Source organism: Flavobacterium johnsoniae (assembly GCF_001879205.1).
Lineage (GTDB): Bacteria > Bacteroidota > Bacteroidia > Flavobacteriales > Flavobacteriaceae > Flavobacterium > Flavobacterium johnsoniae_A.
In genome coordinates, this window is sequence record NZ_MLFK01000007.1 from 200801 (window position 1) to 218325 (window position 17525).

Consider the following 17525-nt stretch of genomic DNA (forward strand, 5'->3'; position numbering starts at 1 on the left):
GATTTTAATTCATCGGTTATTTTTTGTTGTTACAAATGTAAGGTTTAATATTATTTAAACAATGCTTATTTAGATTAATTATTAATAAAAATAGTGAAATTTCAAGAGTTTGGGATGAATCTTGTTTTCTATATATTTCAAAAAAAAAAGAGGACTAATTAATATTAGTCCGTCTTTGATATTTATAGTGTTACCTTGAGCGAAGTCTAAGGGAATGTGCAGTTCGTGGTGGGCTTCGACTTCGCTCAGCCTGACAAATGACTTCTCAGCCTGCGTGACCAATTTGTTTTTAGAATTTATAAGCAAAACTTGCTACAACATTTCTAGGTTTCTGCGGATTAACTGTAGACCAGCCTCCGTTAAAATAATCTTTATTGGTAATATTGTTTACATTTAAGCTTACACGGACTTTGTTTGAATTATAAAAAACAGAACCATTGATAACAGTGTATTCCGGCAAAACGAATTTTCCTGTAACAGAACTGTCTAAAATTGCATTTTCGCTGGCATAATTTCCTCCAAAACCAAGACCGAAATTTTCTAATAAACCTTCATCAAATTTATATGTTGCCCAAAGATTGACTAAGTTTTTTGGCCCTGACCAAAAAGGTCTTTTACCTTGGTCTAACCAAACGTTGTTTTCGTCTCCTTTTGTAATTTTGCTGTCGTTATGACTGTATCCTGCAATAATGCTTAAGCCTTTTAGAGGCGCTGCATTCAAATCAAATTCAAAACCTTGACTTCTTGCTTCACCGCCTTGTGAGCTATACATTGGATTGCTTGTAACCAAATTGGCAACATTAATATCATAGTAACTTGCAGTTGCCGTTAATTTTCCTGAAAATAGATCTGCTTTTACTCCGGCTTCTAATTGATTAGCGTGCTCAGGTTCGAAAGTTTTGGAACCTATGAAATCTCCATTGGCATCATATATTGCTGATGGAGCGACATTTCTAAATCCGTTCATGTAATTGGCAAAAACAGACAATTGATCTTTTATTGGCTGGTAAACCAGTCCAAATTTTGGAGATAATGCTGTCTGAGTGTAATCATCTGTATCTACTTTAATGTTTCCTTCGGTATCAAAATAATCCACTCTTAAACTTGCCATTACCAGCAAAGTAGGTGTAATGTTTAATACATCTGATGCATAAGCGCTGTAAGTCGCATCTTTAGAATGATAATTTGGTCCTTCTTCTCCGGCTAATAATTTATCTACCGAAGTTTGACTAAGGTAATAAGTATTTATAGTATCCAGCTGTGTTACTGCGCCCTGAGCCGTTACATTGTATAATTTTCCATAACCAGAACCTGCAAACATAGAATTTCGCTCATAGTAATCTACACCCACTACAAGACGATTTCGCATATTGCCTATTTTAAAATCTCCAATAAAATTTTGCTGGATATCTGTAGTAGCGGTTTGAGAGTTTTCTTTTGTTATCCAAAACCCAAAATCACGGTTTCCATTTTCATTATCATAAATATACGAATAGTAACCTTTTGATTTAGTTGAGGTTCTTGATAATACGGTCTGAGAGGTCCATTGATCAGAGATTTTATATGTCATTTGTCCCTGCAAATTAAATCTCGGATTTTTCATTGGTAAATCGTTGCTGTAAAAAGACAAATCAGTTTTATAATTTAAATCGGCCAAATCTTTAAATTGCAGCGGAGCATCTCTTCCTAAAAACAACATAGAAGGGGTTGTTTTTTCTTCGAACATAAATTCCGTATTAATAAGGAAAGATAATTTATCATTTACTTTATAAGAAAGAGAAGGAGCAACAAACATCGAAGTACGGAATCCTGCATCCTGGAAACTGTTTTCTGTTTGATACGCTGCATTGATTCTGAAAGCCACATTATCAGCATCGTCAAGCGGCGTATTGATATCTGCAGTAACTCTGTTTAGGCCAAAACTTCCGGCAAGATAAGATACTTCGCCGCCAAAACCGCTGTACGGTTTTTTAGTAACGGTATTAATCAATCCGCCGTAGCTCACTAAACTACTTCCAAATAACGTCCCGGACGGTCCTTTAATAACTTCAATTCGTTCAATATTTGCAGGGTCTAAACTTCCGCTTGTTAAACCTGGTAATCCGTTAACAACATTAGCCTGAATCTCAAAACCACGTAAGGAATAATAAGAGCCTCCGTCACCACCGCGTCCTGTAGATTCCCATAATTTTTGAATTCCCGGAACATTTTTTAAAGCATCGTCATAAGAGGTAATGGCTTGTTCTTTCATCAATTCAGATGAAACGATATTGTACACCTGAGGATTTTCAACATTTTTAAGAGGCATTTTAGAAACGTATGTGCTTTGCTTCGGGAAAGCTTTTCCTCTGGAATTAGTAATAATAACCTCTTTTAATTGTTTGTTTGAAACTTTGAGCTGTAAGTTTAAAGTTGTCGTTTCACTGCCTGAAACTATTACTTCCTGTTCTAAAGTTTCGTAACCGGATAATGAAACCTGAAGCGTATAAGTATTCGCTTTTACGCGTCCAAATTCAAAAGCACCATTTTCGTCAGAGATAGTTCCGTATTTTGAGTTTTTAAGAATAATATTTACTCCAGCGGCCATTTCTCCGTCAGATGTCGTAATGTTTCCTTTGATTTTACCATTATTTTGCTGGGCAGTTATAATACCGGTGCAAATAAAGAACAAGCAGATTACATAAAGAATGTGCTTTGTAATTTGGTTAAAATGATTCATGATTTTTTTTCCTGGTTTAATTTGGTTAGTGCAATTATTTAGAATAAATATAAACAACGCAAATGTAGAAATTTTAATTTTTTTAACAATACAAGAATGAATTTTATATGCAATGTTTTTTAATATTTTTTGTTATAAAAAGGTAGTCTTATAAAGTAAAAAACCATTCGCGTTAACGAATGGTTTTTGTATAAATAAGGACTTAAAGTTTTAGTGTCAGGTTAACCAGAAAGTTAGCAGGATTTTGCGCCATTCCGTAAGAGTCCCAATATTTGGTATTGGTGATATTATTGAATTTAACCCCAACTCTCCACATGGGTTTATCATAAAACACCGTTGCGCTGTAAGTTGAATAAGATGGAGCGTAAAAACTTTCATCTTCAAATTTATATTGTTTGTCTACATAATTACCGCCGAAACCAAATCCCAAATCTTTTAGTTTGTTTTGAAATTTATAAGACAACCAAAAGTTTACTACATTTTCTGGTGCTCCGCTTGCTTTGTTTCCTTCAATAGAAACATCGGATGATTTTACTATACGATTGTCATTATAAGCATAACCTGCTATAATATTTAAGCCAGAAAAAGGATTAGCAATAAACTCAAAATCAATTCCTTTGCTTACTTGTTTTCCGTCCTGAACATTAAAACCGTCAGGAGTTGTTCTGGTAGCATTATCAATAGTGATGTTATAGTAGCTAAGTGTTGTGCTTACTTTTTTATCAAATCCTTCCACTTTAACACCGCCTTCGTATTGATTAGCGTAAATTGGTTTTAAAATTAATAATGTTCCGTCAGGTTGATTTACCGGACCTGAATTTTGAAAACCATTCATATAATTTCCGAATAAAGAAACCTGATCTTTCACCAATTCATATACTAAACCTAATTTTGGAGATAAAGCAGTTTGATTATAACCTGGAGTATCTTCTAATTTTTTCTGAACAAAATTATCAAAACGAAGACTCAGCATTGCTGATAAACGATCTGTAAAACTAATAACATCTGAGGCATAAACGCTGAAAGTCTGTTCATTTGGAACTCCAAATTCCATACCTTTTAAAGCAGCATCAACCTGATCTTTTCTAATAGGTTCAAAATCTTTGGTTACATCTACTACATCCAGAGCAGGTGTTGTGGCATATTTAAAAGTTCCTTTTGTAAATCTGTAATTAACACCTGCTAATAATTTATGCTTGATGCTTCCGGTAGAAAACTCGCCATTGATGTTTTCCTGTATATTGGTAAAGGTATTGTGTATTGGTCCAAAACGAGATACCATTCGTTGTACTTCTGTTGGCGAATTCCATACCGTATAATATTGATAACTGTGACTTACTCTTTCATCTACCCAGGAAAATAAGGTGGTAGATTTCCAGTTGTCTGATAATTTATATTCTCCCTGAAAATATATTTTAGGAGATGATGTTCTGGCATCGGCATCATCAGCAAATAAACTTTTTCTGTAATCTATTTTCAGATCAGTTGGGTTGGTAAGTCCTGCTGCATACGAGCGGCCGTAAGTAGGGCGGGTGTTGTTTGTATTGAAGATCTCAGTGTCTAAACTAAACGTTAATTTGTCCGTAGCTTTATAGATAAGGCTTGGTGCAAATAAAACTGTTTTATTAAAGCCATAATCCAAGAAACTATTTTCTGTATTGGCAGAAGCATTTACTCTAAATAATACTTTTTTATCCTGAGTTAAAGGCATATTAAAATCTACTGCAATACGCTGTAAACCAAAGCTTCCTCCTGTATATGAGATTTCTGTTTTTTGGGTTTCAAAAGGTTTTTTGGTAACTAAATTAACGACACCTCCAAAAGAAGAAACAGACGATCCAAATAAAGTTCCCGAAGGCCCCTTTAAAACCTCAATTCGTTCTGCATTATCGATAGAAAGCGAACTTCTTCCTGAAAGTGTTTCCATACCATCTCGGGCATTAACTCCCGTGCTGAATCCTCTAAAACTAATTTCAAGTCCTCCCGAAGGATAAATTTTTGAAGTTACACCAGGAGCATTTTGAACCGCGCTTCTAATATCAACGGCCACTTGTTCCTGCAAAAGTTCTTTATGTATAACATTATATACCTGTGGATTTTCTAAATTTTTCAATGGCATTCTTGCCACGTAGTCTGTTTTTTTAGATAAATTGCTTTTCTTGCCGTTAATTACAACTTCTTTCAATTCTTTGTTAGAAACCTTTAATTTTAAATTAATTTCAGTGGTTTCACTTTCAGCAACGATTACTTCGCTTTCAAGAGTTTCGTATCCGGCCAGCGATACTTGTAAAATATAGGTATTTGGTTTTACCCGGTTAAAATCAAAATTTCCGCTGTCGTCTGAGATTGTCCAGTATTTTGAATTTTTTAAAACTATGTTGACTCCGGCTGCTTCTTCACCGTCTGATGTGGTAATGGTTCCTTTTATTTTTCCGTTGTTTTGGGCAAACGAAGCAAGAAACGTAAATAGAAAACTGATTGTAAGTAGAAAACGGGATGTTTTCAAATTAAGGTAATTCATTGTTCTTTTTAGTTGGTTTATAATTAATTTTATTTAGAATAAATAAAAACAATGCAAATGTAAAAATTATAATTTTGTTAACAAATATTATTTGAAATCATTTTGACCTGACCTGATTTAATTTAAATAAGAAAGAAAAGTCTTTTGTTTTTTCTGAAATAAAACTGAAAACTTGTACGTATAGATTAAAGTGTAAATGAGACAATAATTCGTTTTAAAAGCTTTAATTTTGCAATCTGAAAAAAAGACTTCATGATTTTACCTTTCTTCAAAAAAATCCAAAATACACCTAGAGGATATCGTATTGCAAATACTGTATTCTTTTTCCTTTCGGGATTTGGTTATTCTTCCTGGGTTTCCAGAATTCCGCATATACAGGCACAACTTCATTTATCTGAAGCACAATTTGGAGCAGTTTTATTTGCTTTTCCAATAGGGTTGATGCTCACCATGCCTTTTACAGGAAAGCTTTTAAACAAATATAGCAGCCGTTATATCATGCTGTTGGGCGCAATTATGTTTAATATTGTTTTGTCTTTACCGGGCTTGGTTGCTTTTGTATGGCAGCTGGTTATTGTTCTTTTAATATTTGGAGCTTCTCGTAATATTTTCAACTTATCTATCAATGCACAATCTCTGGAGGTGCAGAAATTATATCCAAAATCTATTATAACCCGTTTCCATGCAGTTTGGAGTATTGCGGTTTTTTCGGGAGCTGGTTTAGGTTATGTAATGGTGACACAAAAAATTGCGCCCTCTCATCATTTATTGGGTGTAAGTGTTTTTATGCTCGCACTAACGGCTTGTTTTTATCCCATGAGTATTCATAATGAGCCTGTACCGGTTAAAAAGAAGTTCTTTTCGATGCCGGAAAAAAACCTTGTAAAGTTTGCCCTGATTTGTTTTGTTTCTATGGCTTGCGAAAATACGATGTACGACTGGAGTGGTATTTATTTTGAGAATATATTGAAAGCTTCACCAAAATTAACTAGTGCCGCGTTTGTCTTTTTTGCTACGGCTGTAACTTTGGGACGCTTGTTTGGAGATTATGGCGTAATGAAATTTGGAACTAAAAAAATTCTGCTTTACAGCGGTATTTTAATTACCACTGGTTTTGGAATTTGTTTTATCCTGCCTTATGCTTATCCTACTATTTTCGGATATGTTTTAATTGGTTTTGGGGTTTCCTGCGTAGTTCCTTTAGTGTTTAGTATTGCCGGAAGGTCTTCAAAACTAAGCAGCGGTTCGGCATTAACTTCTATTTCTACAATTGGTTATCTGGGATTTTTATTAGTACCGCCAATGGTTGGTTTTATCTCTGAATATCTAAGTATGAAATGGGCGTTTTTAATTATGGCGCTTTTAGGTATTCTCATGATTTTTATGGTAAATAAGATAGGGGAGAATGAGTGATTTTTTTAAGGTGCTGAGGATCTAAGGTGCTGAGGTACTGAGTTTTTATCGGTTTTTGTGGAGAGGCGCTGACGCAAATTTTTTTTGAAGATTGTTTGAACCGATGGTTCTTTTAATATTTTGAAAATTATTTAGAAACCGGATTTTAATCCGGTTCTAGAAAATTTGTTAAACCAAATGGTTCTTTTTTTGGAATTTAAATTCCGAAGGAATAGATCATATTGCAGCAACGTCCCGAGGCTTCGGGATTAATCCGCTGAAAATTTAATGCATAACAAATTTAGAGTTCCGTAGGAACAGATCATTTTGTTATTTCTTCGTCAAAACAAACTTCTCAGAACTCGGTTTTCCATTCAAATTACCTGAAATCTCGGCGGTCAAAGTGTTATTTGCACCTTTTGTGTAAGTGATTTTTTGAGGATAATCGTGTTTGCCATTTTCAAAAACCAATTGTTTGTCAGATTCTGAGGTTGACGGAAAGGCAACGGCTTTATCTTCGTTTTGACCTTTAACAGTAGCAAAATACGTTAAGGTTTCGCCTTTTTGCGCCAAGACTATAGTTTCAAAATGAATCGTATCTTTTCCTTTTACAAAGTATGAGGAGGCATTGAAAGTACTGTCGTTTAGTTTTTGCCAGTTTTCAGTCAAAACACCATCAGGTGAAGTGTTTTCCCAGTTTCCGATAAGCCAGTCGGCAATTTTTATTTTATCTTTTTCTACAGATTCTTTTTTCTGGCAGGAAACAACAGCTAATACAAGTGCTAAAAGAGTAATTTTCTGAAACATATTTTTATAGGTTTTGATTGTACTAAAGTATGAAAAATTTTGTTGCCACGAATTACACTAATTTTCATGAGTTAGTTTTGAATAATTGGAATGTTTTATGGGCCACAGATTAGAATGATTTCTCTCGAAGATTCTGCAGATTAGTAAAATCTGCTATATCAGCTTAAATCTTAACAATCTGCGTGAAAAAAATCAATGCAAATTAGTGTAATTGCTTCGCCTGTTCGCTGTCACTCGGGTCGTGAAGAAAAATAAAAATCTTTACTAATCCTATAATCTGTGGCAAAAAAAAGATTAAACGCTTTCCTGTAAAATCGAATAAACAAGTTCCTTCGTAGGTTTTTGATCTTTTAGTTTAGCACGTACTTCTTCAAAAGTAACTTTAAAATCGCATCCTGATTTATATTCGGCGCATCCGTAAGCTGTTTTTCCTTTTAAGATGCTTCCTTTTTTACATTTAGGACAGGTTAAAGAATCTGATGTTTCTTGTACAGCCTTTTTTGTTTCGGTTTTCTTGGGTTCTAATTTTAGCTTGTAATTTTCTTCAAAACGAATTAAACCTTCCACCGTTCCAGAGTCGGTTTTAAAGCCTTTTATGTTTACGGTTGATCCTTTTTGAACCAATCTTAAATATTGGCTTTCGGTTATTTTTTTATCTAAAAAAACATACGGCAATACAAAATCACAGCCTGATTTGTATTCGCTGCACCCAAATGCCGATTTTCCTTTTATAAGATATCCTTTTTGGCATTTCGGACAAGTTTCTGCTAAAATTCCGGCAGCTTTCTTTTTTTCGGCTTTTACAACTGGTTTCTGAATCGTTGCAGCATGCGAAATATTGGCGTGTTTTGTTTCGCTTCTCACTTCATAAACCAAAGCTTCTACCATGCGTTTCATATTTTTAATGAACGCTGCCGCCGTAAAAGTACCTTTTTCAATATCCTTCAACTGCTTTTCCCAAGAACCTGTAAGCTCAGCTGATTTGATCAATTCATTCTGAATTGTATCAATCAACTGAATTCCGGTTATCGTTGGCAAAACCTGTTTTTTGTTTCTGACAATATATTGACGTTTAAAAAGCGTTTCGATAATATTCGCACGCGTAGACGGACGCCCGATTCCGTTTTCTTTCATCAATTCACGTAAGTCTTCGTCGTCAACTTGTTTTCCTGCCGTTTCCATGGCACGCAGTAATGTTGCTTCGGTAAAATGATTGGGCGGTTTGGTTTCTTTTTGAAGGAAAGAAGGTTCGTGTGGGCCTTTTTCTCCCACAACAAAACTCGGCAGTAAATCGGGTTCTTTTTCTTTAGCATTCGGATCTTCAAAAACTACGCGGAAACCTTTTTTCAGGATTTCTTTACCGGTCGCTTTAAAAGTTACATCGGCTGCTTTTCCTATAACAGTGGTGTTTGCCACAAGGCAATCGTCGTAAAATACCGCTATAAAACGTTTTACAATAATATCATAAACTTGCTGCTGATTATGAGGAAGATTAATTTCGATTCCTGTTGGAATAATCGCGTGGTGATCGGTTACTTTTTTATCGTTGAAAACCTTTGGCGATTTTTTTATTTTTTTTCCTAAAAGCGGTTCTGTTAAATGAGCATAGTTTGTCAGTTTTTGCAGAATTCCAGACACTTTTGGGTAAATATCACCGGGAAGGAAGGTTGTATCAACTCTGGGATATGTAATGGCTTTCTGCTCGTATAAAGTCTGTGCAATTTTAAGCGTTTCTTCTGCCGAAAATCCGAATTTTTGATTGCTATATACTTGTAAACCTGTTAAATCAAATAGTTTTGGAGCATATTCATTTCCGTTCTTTTTATCAACAGAAACAATTTCGAAATCACTTTCCTTTACTTTTTCAGCCAGAATTTCTCCGTCTTCTTTTTTTAGAAAACGGCCTTCTTCGTAGCTAAAAAGAGTTTCTCTGTATAAAGTCTGCAATTCCCAATACGGCTGTGGTTTGAAATTTTCGATTTCTTTAAATCGGTCCACGACCATTGCCAGTGTTGGTGTCTGCACGCGCCCAATAGACAATACTTGTTTGTAACCGCCGTGTTTTACGGTATACAAACGTGTAGCGTTCATTCCCAGAAGCCAGTCTCCAATCGCTCTTGAAAATCCGGCGTAGAATAAATTGTCGTAGTTTTCAGAAGGTTTTAAATTGTCAAAACCTTCTTTTATGGCTTCGGTAGTAAGGGATGAAATCCAAAGACGTTTTATTTCGCCTTTATAATGCGCTTCGTTCATCACCCAGCGCTGAATTAATTCTCCTTCCTGCCCGGCATCCCCGCAGTTTATAACCAAGTCGGCTTTGTCAAACAGACTTTTAATGATTTTAAACTGCTTCTGGATTCCCGAATTCTGAACGACTTTGGTTTCGAACTTTTCAGGAAGCATGGGCAGATTATTCAAATCCCAGCTTTTCCAGTGCGGTTTGTAATCGTTGGGTTCTTTTAAGGTACATAAATGCCCAAAAGTGTAGGTTACGGCATAACCGTTTCCTTCATAATATCCGTCGTGTTTGGTATTTGCGCCCAAAACGGATGCTATTTCGCGTGCTACACTTGGTTTCTCAGCAATACAGACCTTCATTTTATCCTTTCTTATTTAAAGGCGAAATTAAGATTTTTTTTTGGGTTTGTCATCAAGGTATTAGATCACTGCTGTTGTTTTGGCTTTTATTAGGAGAGGGTTTTTGCTTATAAATATGGCTGTTGAATTATTAAATACTCATTTTTGAGATTTATAAAAGCACACCTCTTTCTAATCGTTATTATTTGCTTTTTGTAAGAAAAGAATGTATCTTGCCATCTGATTATATTTATCATTATGGTAATTGCAAATTCGTATTTAGTAAATAGCTGTTTAATGTGCTTAATGTGCACATTATTGTATTTGCATGATGATACTTTCTTGAAAAGCTCAAAAGAGTTTATTAATTGTGCCCTGTCGCAGCTCTAGGCAGGGAACCTCCATTTATTAGTTTATTTATTTAATCTTCATTTTTTTAGGATATGATATCACTGAAAGCAATGCGCTATTTGGTGAAGAGTTGTTTGTTATACCCTATGCAAAATGAAGCAAACAAGAAAGTTATGTCACAAAATATTATTTTAACAACAGGAACATACGATTTAATTAAAGATCACGTAAGAAGAAAAAAAGTAACACCGCAAGAAGAAGAGCTTTTATTAGGCCAGTTAAAAAATGCTTCTCAGGTATTAAGAAAAAATCTGCCTGAAGATATTGTTTCGGTAAACCGAAGAATTACTTATAAAGACCACCTCAATAACGAAGAGAAAACCATTCTTCTTGTTGGTCCTGATAAAGCAAAAACAAGCAAAAACAAAATTTCGGTTCTTTCTGACGAAGGGATTGCTATGGTAGGATATAAGGTAGGAGATCTTGTAGAATGGCCTGCTAAGAAAGGAAATCTAAAATTAGAAATTTTAAAAGTTGAAGTAGAAGTAGAAGCTTAATGTCTTAATGGCTTTAGATTTAGGTATAGCAACATCCCAAAAGAGTTTTCTTTTGGGATGTTTTTTTTAGAAAATACCAATTTTTATGTCGTCACGTTTTCTTGTCTTAAAAAGAAGAGCAAAATAATAAGATAATTACTTCAAATAATGTTCATTGAACGATTAAAATAATTAAATTCGTTCTACTTAATTTATTTGTAACCAATTATAAATGAGTATGAAACAAGCCACTACTATAGATGAAGTAATTCAGTTTTTGGATGAGATAATCGAAAAATCAAAAATAGACCAAAGCAATTTAGGTTTATTTGCTATTCTGTATCGCGAAGTTACGGTAAGAGTAAAATTAGGTATTCAGGCTGGTTCTTTTCAGAATGGTGAACGAATGGAAAAGCTGGATGTTATTTTTGCCAACAGATATTTAAAAGCCTATTATCAATATCAGGCCAAAGAAAAGCCATCTGAATGCTGGGGATTTGCTTTTGAACAAGCCGAAGACTTTTGGCCAATAGTACTGCAGCATTTACTACTCGGAATTAATGCACATATCAACCTTGATTTAGGAATAGCCTCAGCCCAAGTCAGCACGGTGGAAGACATCGAGGATTTAAAATCAGATTTTGATAAAATAAATTTCATTCTAAGCAATTTGGTTGGCGGTGTTGAAAAATGCTTAATCAAAATTTGGCCGACACTTACGTGGATACTAAAAGCAACAGGCAAAATAGACAATTTTTTTATTGATTTCAGCATGGAAACGGCAAGAAACGGCGCCTGGAAATTTGCGAACGAATTTGTGGCGGTTCCAGAAAACCAAATAGAAGCCTGTATAAAACTTAGAGACGAAAGAATAACTGAAATCGCCCGATTAGTTTCGAACCCGGGATATTTTGTCAGCGCTGTTTTTAAATTCATTCGTTTATTTGAAAGAGGAACGATTGCTCAAAAAATAATCGATATGCAGATAATGGAGGAAAAGAATATGGAATGTGTTGTGGCGTAATTTTGAAAGAGAATACAATGAAAAAGCAAACTATTATTTCCAGTCTAAAATAAAATTAGGTAAGTTCTCGACAATTATTTTGAGCCAGTTTTTCTTTTTGGTTTGAGGCTTGTTTATCTTCAGAAAATTTTCTGAAGATTTTATTTGTTTTGTGAATTATACAAGATTTAACCTTTTATATCTATTTCATTTTGCTATTATTTAATACCATCCAAATAGAAACTCTTTATGTAAAATTATTTCTAAAATATCATTATTACTATAAGGATATTTTTTTGAATAATCATCAATGATGGATGTAGATATTCTAACCCTATTAATTGAATAAGTATTAGTATCTATATCAATTTTATTTTGAGGCTTAGGAGTAGGCAGTAAGAATTCATTAAATGAACTTGATATCTTAATTGGTTTAATTTCAATAGAAATATCCCCATTTTCAGAATTGGTAAAATTCCCAGTTGCAATAATATTTATATTATTCCCCATGTAGTTAAGAATTTTTTCAATGTGATTTAGTACTGCTAATTGACTCATGTTTTTGGAATTAGTATTATGTTGTATTTATTTTAAGATTTCTGTTTGAAATTGAAATTGATTTCCTTTGCTAGCGCGAGCGTCCTGCTCATGAACACACTGGCTCTTTTACCTGAATTGCGTACACGAGCGGGACCCTCGCGCTAGCGAACGTTTATGCTGTTTTTCAGTTGAAGACTCCTATATTAGGTTACATTTGACTTTTAATTAGATATGCAAGTTCGTTTCCTTTTGCATTATTTTCAGTTTGTAATAAGCTGATTTTTTCATTACGTAATTTAAAAAATGGATCAAAAAGTTCACTAATACTAAACTTTACAATTTTCTCTAAAAATTGTGGAGCAAATTTATATAAGAATTCAATTTTTGCATTTTTGTATTTCATCCCCGCTAGTTTCATTTCATATTTATATTCAGCTATCAATGTTTCGATTTCTTGAGCAATTTCTATTTCGGTAAGTTCTCTTTTGGCAATATTATCTATCCAAGTACGTAGCCTTAGAAAATGAAGTTTATTTGATTCTTCATTTTTATATTGAATTATATCTAGAAGAGGTATATTTCGGTCAGGAATTGGAAAGTTTTGTATTAAAACTCTATAAACATTAGCTTTTGGGAAAAATAATTCTAGATTGTTGTATGAATCGAGTGATGTTACTGGTGAAGCCATTTTACCAGTTTTCTCTTTACAAAGTAAGGCGAATAATCTTTCCTCTAATGCATTAAATTGAAATTGCGATCTCAAAAACTTATTCGCACTTTCACTTGAAGAAATTTGATTTTTTAAGTTGGCTAATTTTTCATATTCATCATCTAAAACATTGGAAATTTCAATTAGATTTAGCTTGCTTTCTTGCGAAACTAATTCTTCATCAATCTCTGATATGTTAAATAACTTTAAATATCCTTGTTCTATTAGTAATTGCATACTGTTATAATATGATTCTTTGCCGTAACCAGAGTTTAATTGAAGATTTTTGAAGTCGTCAAAATTGTAAGTATATAATGTATCGTATAAAAAAAAATTAGATTTGATTCTCTCAAATGAAGATTTAGACACATAAGAGTTTAAATTAATTACACCGTTTTGCATAAATTGTAAGTGATTTGATAAAGATTTTTTGTATCTTATCGTTTTAAAATTGATTATAAATGGTATGAATGAACGAGACACTCGCGACAGCAGGGGATTTTAGGACTTTGGTTAGAGTCAAATTTTATTTAATTTCCTTCAACATTGTAAGCAATTCAGGAATTTTCCCTACTTGCGTTTCTGTCCAGAAATAATGCCTATAATCTGTCAAACCATTATCTTTAAGATATATTGATATTCTTCTGGAGTTTTTTTGAATATAAAAACTAAATGTTATTTCTTTAGAATTAAATATATATGTGGTTGATTGGTTTTTTTCTGTTTTGTCTTTAAGATTTGGAATAATATATTGTTCGAGAAATAATATAAATTCATCAACTTCATTCAAATCAATCCAAGAAGATTTAAAGTAATTATCGGTTAATGCCATTTCCACTTGCAATGCTTTTATTTTCTTGTTTGATTTTAAATCAATTGCTTCAACAGGAAAGAAAACTAATACCTCTTTTAATCCAGTCGTAAATTCGGCTTTGATATTCCAATCCTTATTTACTTGCATGATTTCTGCGTTCTCGATAAACTGTCGGGCATCAGAATTCTTATTTTGAGAATAATTTTTTGATACAATTAAGAGAAATAGAAACGTAATTACTATTTTATTGAATTTCATAATATTTTTATTTTCTATAATTAATGTCATAGCTAATTTATTTACAAGCAATTAGATTGTAGGAAATCTTCCGTTGTAAAAACAATACTTGATATTTTAAACAAAACAAACATCGCATAAAATTTAAATTCATCAATACGTAAAAACCCCTGAATTAATCTCCTTTTTTATATTCTTGAATATCTTGAGAACTATCATCAAAAGTTTGGATTATATTAATTTTGTTATCTTTTTCAACAAAAGTTATTTTTTCATCGTATTTTGAATCTCTCCATCTTCCATCAAGATTAGCCCAAAGAATCTTATTTCCATCAAACTTTATCTTGTAATAAAATTTCTGATGATCAGATTTTCTGATGTAAGACACAAAGTATAACTCATTCTTTTTTCTCACTTTAATTATTTTAGTAGGCTGTCCCATAATAGAAGCCATTGTATATCTAGCAATATCTTCATAAGTAAAATTCTTTAATATTATTTTTTCCTTTTCTGTATTTTCTGGAGCTGTAACTTCTATTATTGAATTAGTTTCATTTTGTTCTTTTTGATTACAGCTAAAAATTAAAATAAAAAACAGGAAGTATAAGAGTGATTTCATATTGATGCATTTTTGATTTTATAAAATTAATTTTTATAAAATTAACTACTTCATGTTTAGTGACTTTACGGAAATCCATAAAAGCAAATTAAAACCCAAAAGCCCTAGCCCTGATAGAAGTGAAAATCCTTTGTGTCTCGTTTCTTAACTAGACACAAAAGATTGTAACGTCCCGAGGTTTGGGGAGCAGGAAACAGCTCCAAAAAACCAGCCCAATTCCACTAAAGTTCACCTATAAAAAACTCAAAAAGTTAATGATAGAATTTTCCACAAAAATTTCGTAATTTTGCAGTCCAATAAAAGGAATTAGAAAATGTTAGATAGACTTCAATATGTAAAGCAGCGTTTTGATGAGATTTCGGATTTGATTATTCAGCCGGATGTTATTGCTGATCAAAAACGTTATGTGCAGCTTAACCAGGAATATAAAAGCATAAAAGCACTGGTTGAAAAGAGAGAAGAATACATTCTTGTTTTAGCAAATATTGACGAAGCAAACGAAATTATTGCTGACGGAAGCGATGCTGATATGGTTGAAATGGCCAAAATGCAGCTCGATGAAGCAAAAGAACGCTTGCCGCAACTTGAGGAGGAAATCAAATTTATGTTGATTCCTAAAGATCCTGAAGATGCTAAAAATGTAATGGTGGAGATTCGCGCCGGAACGGGTGGGGACGAAGCTAGTATTTTTGCAGGGGATTTATTCAGAATGTATACAAAATACTGTGAAGCACAAGGATGGAGAACATCTGTTGTGGATATGAACGAAGGAACTTGCGGAGGTTTCAAAGAGGTTATTTTTGAAGTTTCGGGAGAAGATGTTTACGGTACTTTGAAGTTTGAAGCTGGTGTTCACCGTGTACAGCGTGTTCCTCAGACAGAAACGCAGGGTCGTGTGCATACATCGGCAGCTACTGTTATGGTTTTACCTGAGGCAGAAGAGTTTGATGTTCAAATCGATATGAACGATGTTCGTGTAGATTTCTTCTGTTCGTCTGGACCTGGAGGACAATCTGTAAATACTACGAAATCGGCTGTACGTTTAACGCACATTCCAACCGGATTAGTAGCACAATGTCAGGATCAGAAATCGCAGCATAAAAATAAAGATAAGGCGTTAACGGTTTTACGTTCTCGTTTATACGAAATGGAATTGGCTAAGAAAGAAGCTGAGGATGCTACAAAACGTACTTCTCAGGTTAGTTCTGGTGACCGTTCGGCTAAGATTCGTACGTACAACTATGCGCAAGGCCGTGTAACCGATCACAGAGTTGGTTTAACGCTTTACGATTTAGGAAACATCATGAATGGTGATATTCAGAAAATTGTTGCCGAATTACAATTGGTAAACAATATGGAGAAATTGAAGGAAGCTTCAGAGGTTTATTAAGTTTTCTAAGATTCTAAGATACTGAGGTTCTAAGTTTTTTTTCTTAGATACAGAGACAAAAGGGCAGAGGGACAAAGGTTCTGCTGTGACGGATGTCAGATTAAATATAAAAGGCTGTTTCACAATTGTGAAACAGCCTTTTTTTTTGATCAATAACAAACCTTACATTTTGCTAACTTAGATCCTCAGTATCTTGGTACCTTAGAAGCCAAAAAAAAGAGATTGTTCCACTTATGTGAGACAATCTCTTTTTCGATTCTGAAAGTTCTTACTCAGAAACTTAGTATCTAAAAAACTTAGTACCTTATTATCTTAGCACCTCAGAACCTTTAAAAATATAGTGAAGTATTAACTGCTTAACCGTTTGTAATGATAAAAACGTATAAACGAGTTAGATACCGAAAAATACTCTTGTGTATTCAAAACATTTATATAGATTAGAGTACATGTATACACCATTTTTTAATACTATGTGGCTTAATTTTTCCATAATGTTTAAAATTTTAGTTTAACAATTACTCTCTGGATGGTTCGTATTGTGATGATTCTTCTTCCGAAGTTTCATGCGAAGATTCGCTTGGTTTAGAAACCAGATTGGTTACAATAAGCTGTACGATTGAGCCTAAAATTCCTTTAAACATAGAATCGCCTTTTCCTACTATAAACCTTTTGGCTATGTATCCAATTCCAATGCTGATTGCAGATTGTGCCAGATGGCTTTTAAAACCAACTGTTTCGTTGATTTCTTCAACCGTATTTCTGATTAGGTTAATGGGTTTTAAATTCTCCTTAACATCCTCAATATGGTCTTTAATCGCGCACCATTCTTTATCTTGTCGATCTTCTAACAGTTTTATTCTCTGATTTAATTCATCAATAGTGTAAATAGGCTCCATAATTAGTCTTTTTTAGTTATTAATTTCAAATCAGTTTTATTTTTCTTTTAGAATACTCGAAATAATCGAATTTCCAATAGGGGTTTTAATAAGCTTATGATGTGATTTGTGAATTACAATGGCTACAATTAAATAGAAAAGCGCCATAATAAAAAATCCAAAATAATATTCTCCCAGTTCTTTGCCAATCCATAAACTAAGGCCAATGTTAAGGAATAAGGTAAAAAATGCAACAACAACGCCAACTGCTATCTTAGAGGCTAATGATGATACACCATCGGCAACTGAACACACTGTTTTGAGTTTTAGTAATTCTAAGCTCGTTTTAGCATAGTTTTCAGCTTTTTCATATAGATTTAAATTTTCGTCTGTTGTTGCATTTGGTTCCATGATATTGGTATTTTATGGTTTGAA

14 protein-coding genes are annotated in these 17525 nt (G+C 33.5%); 4 read left to right on the forward strand and 10 right to left on the reverse strand.

The features are described 5' to 3' along the window. Positions 1–289: 289 nt before the first annotated feature. Both BKM63_RS12435 and BKM63_RS12440 read right to left on the reverse strand, forming a co-directional pair. Positions 290–2719 carry a TonB-dependent receptor gene (locus BKM63_RS12435; protein ID WP_071636900.1) on the reverse strand — a complete coding sequence of 810 codons (2430 nt, stop codon included), beginning with the start codon at positions 2717–2719 and terminating at the stop codon, positions 290–292. A gap of 202 nt (positions 2720–2921) precedes the next feature. Continuing rightward, a complete protein-coding gene (locus tag BKM63_RS12440; RefSeq protein ID WP_071636901.1) occupies positions 2922–5240 on the reverse strand; it encodes a TonB-dependent receptor in 2319 nt (772 codons plus the stop codon). A 252-nt stretch (positions 5241–5492) separates the two neighbouring features. Here BKM63_RS12440 and BKM63_RS12445 point away from each other — a divergent pair, with 252 nt between their 5' ends. Next, positions 5493–6653 (forward strand): MFS transporter, encoded by a 1161-nt coding sequence (locus tag BKM63_RS12445; RefSeq protein WP_071636902.1) that lies wholly within the window; start codon positions 5493–5495, stop codon positions 6651–6653. 309 nt (positions 6654–6962) lie between these two features. Here BKM63_RS12445 and BKM63_RS12450 read toward each other — a convergent pair whose 3' ends face one another. Then, positions 6963–7439, reverse strand: coding sequence for a DUF6265 family protein (locus tag BKM63_RS12450; RefSeq protein WP_071636903.1), 477 nt, complete (start codon positions 7437–7439; stop codon positions 6963–6965). Positions 7440–7733: 294 nt separating this feature from the next. Next, the gene (locus BKM63_RS12455) at positions 7734–10037 is read right to left on the reverse strand and encodes a type IA DNA topoisomerase (protein WP_071636904.1); all 2304 of its coding nucleotides are present in this window, start codon (positions 10035–10037) and stop codon (positions 7734–7736) included. Positions 10038–10540: 503 nt separating this feature from the next. Here BKM63_RS12455 and BKM63_RS12460 point away from each other — a divergent pair. Continuing rightward, positions 10541–10924, forward strand: a complete 384-nt coding sequence (locus tag BKM63_RS12460) for a GreA/GreB family elongation factor (RefSeq protein ID WP_071637356.1) — start codon at positions 10541–10543, stop codon at positions 10922–10924. A 217-nt stretch (positions 10925–11141) separates the two neighbouring features. Beyond that, the gene (locus BKM63_RS12465) at positions 11142–11927 is read left to right on the forward strand and encodes a DUF5995 family protein (protein ID WP_242661139.1); all 786 of its coding nucleotides are present in this window, start codon (positions 11142–11144) and stop codon (positions 11925–11927) included. A gap of 201 nt (positions 11928–12128) precedes the next feature. Here the strand turns inward: BKM63_RS12465 and BKM63_RS12470 are convergent, their stop codons facing one another. From BKM63_RS12470 to BKM63_RS12485, 4 genes are all read right to left on the reverse strand, one after another. Then, on the reverse strand, positions 12129–12464 hold the full coding sequence (locus BKM63_RS12470; RefSeq protein WP_071636906.1) for a hypothetical protein: 336 nt from the start codon (positions 12462–12464) through the stop codon (positions 12129–12131). A 190-nt stretch (positions 12465–12654) separates the two neighbouring features. Continuing rightward, positions 12655–13557 (reverse strand): hypothetical protein, encoded by a 903-nt coding sequence (locus BKM63_RS12475; protein ID WP_071636907.1) that lies wholly within the window; start codon positions 13555–13557, stop codon positions 12655–12657. Between the two features lie 124 nt (positions 13558–13681). Then, entirely contained in the window at positions 13682–14257 is a 576-nt protein-coding gene (locus BKM63_RS12480; RefSeq protein ID WP_123907073.1) for a hypothetical protein, read from the reverse strand. Positions 14258–14381: 124 nt separating this feature from the next. Then, positions 14382–14825, reverse strand: a complete 444-nt coding sequence (locus BKM63_RS12485) for a hypothetical protein (protein WP_071636909.1) — start codon at positions 14823–14825, stop codon at positions 14382–14384. 313 nt (positions 14826–15138) lie between these two features. On the opposite strand from BKM63_RS12485, the gene prfA reads away from it, so the two are divergent. Continuing rightward, positions 15139–16215 (forward strand): peptide chain release factor 1, encoded by a 1077-nt coding sequence (prfA, locus tag BKM63_RS12490; RefSeq protein ID WP_071636910.1) that lies wholly within the window; start codon positions 15139–15141, stop codon positions 16213–16215. 515 nt (positions 16216–16730) lie between these two features. Here the strand turns inward: prfA and BKM63_RS12495 are convergent. Next, positions 16731–17111, reverse strand: coding sequence for a hypothetical protein (locus tag BKM63_RS12495; protein WP_071636911.1), 381 nt, complete (start codon positions 17109–17111; stop codon positions 16731–16733). A 36-nt stretch (positions 17112–17147) separates the two neighbouring features. Next, positions 17148–17501: a hypothetical protein gene (locus BKM63_RS12500; RefSeq protein WP_071636912.1), complete on the reverse strand. Its 354-nt coding sequence runs from the start codon at positions 17499–17501 to the stop codon at positions 17148–17150. Positions 17502–17525: the final 24 nt, after the last annotated feature.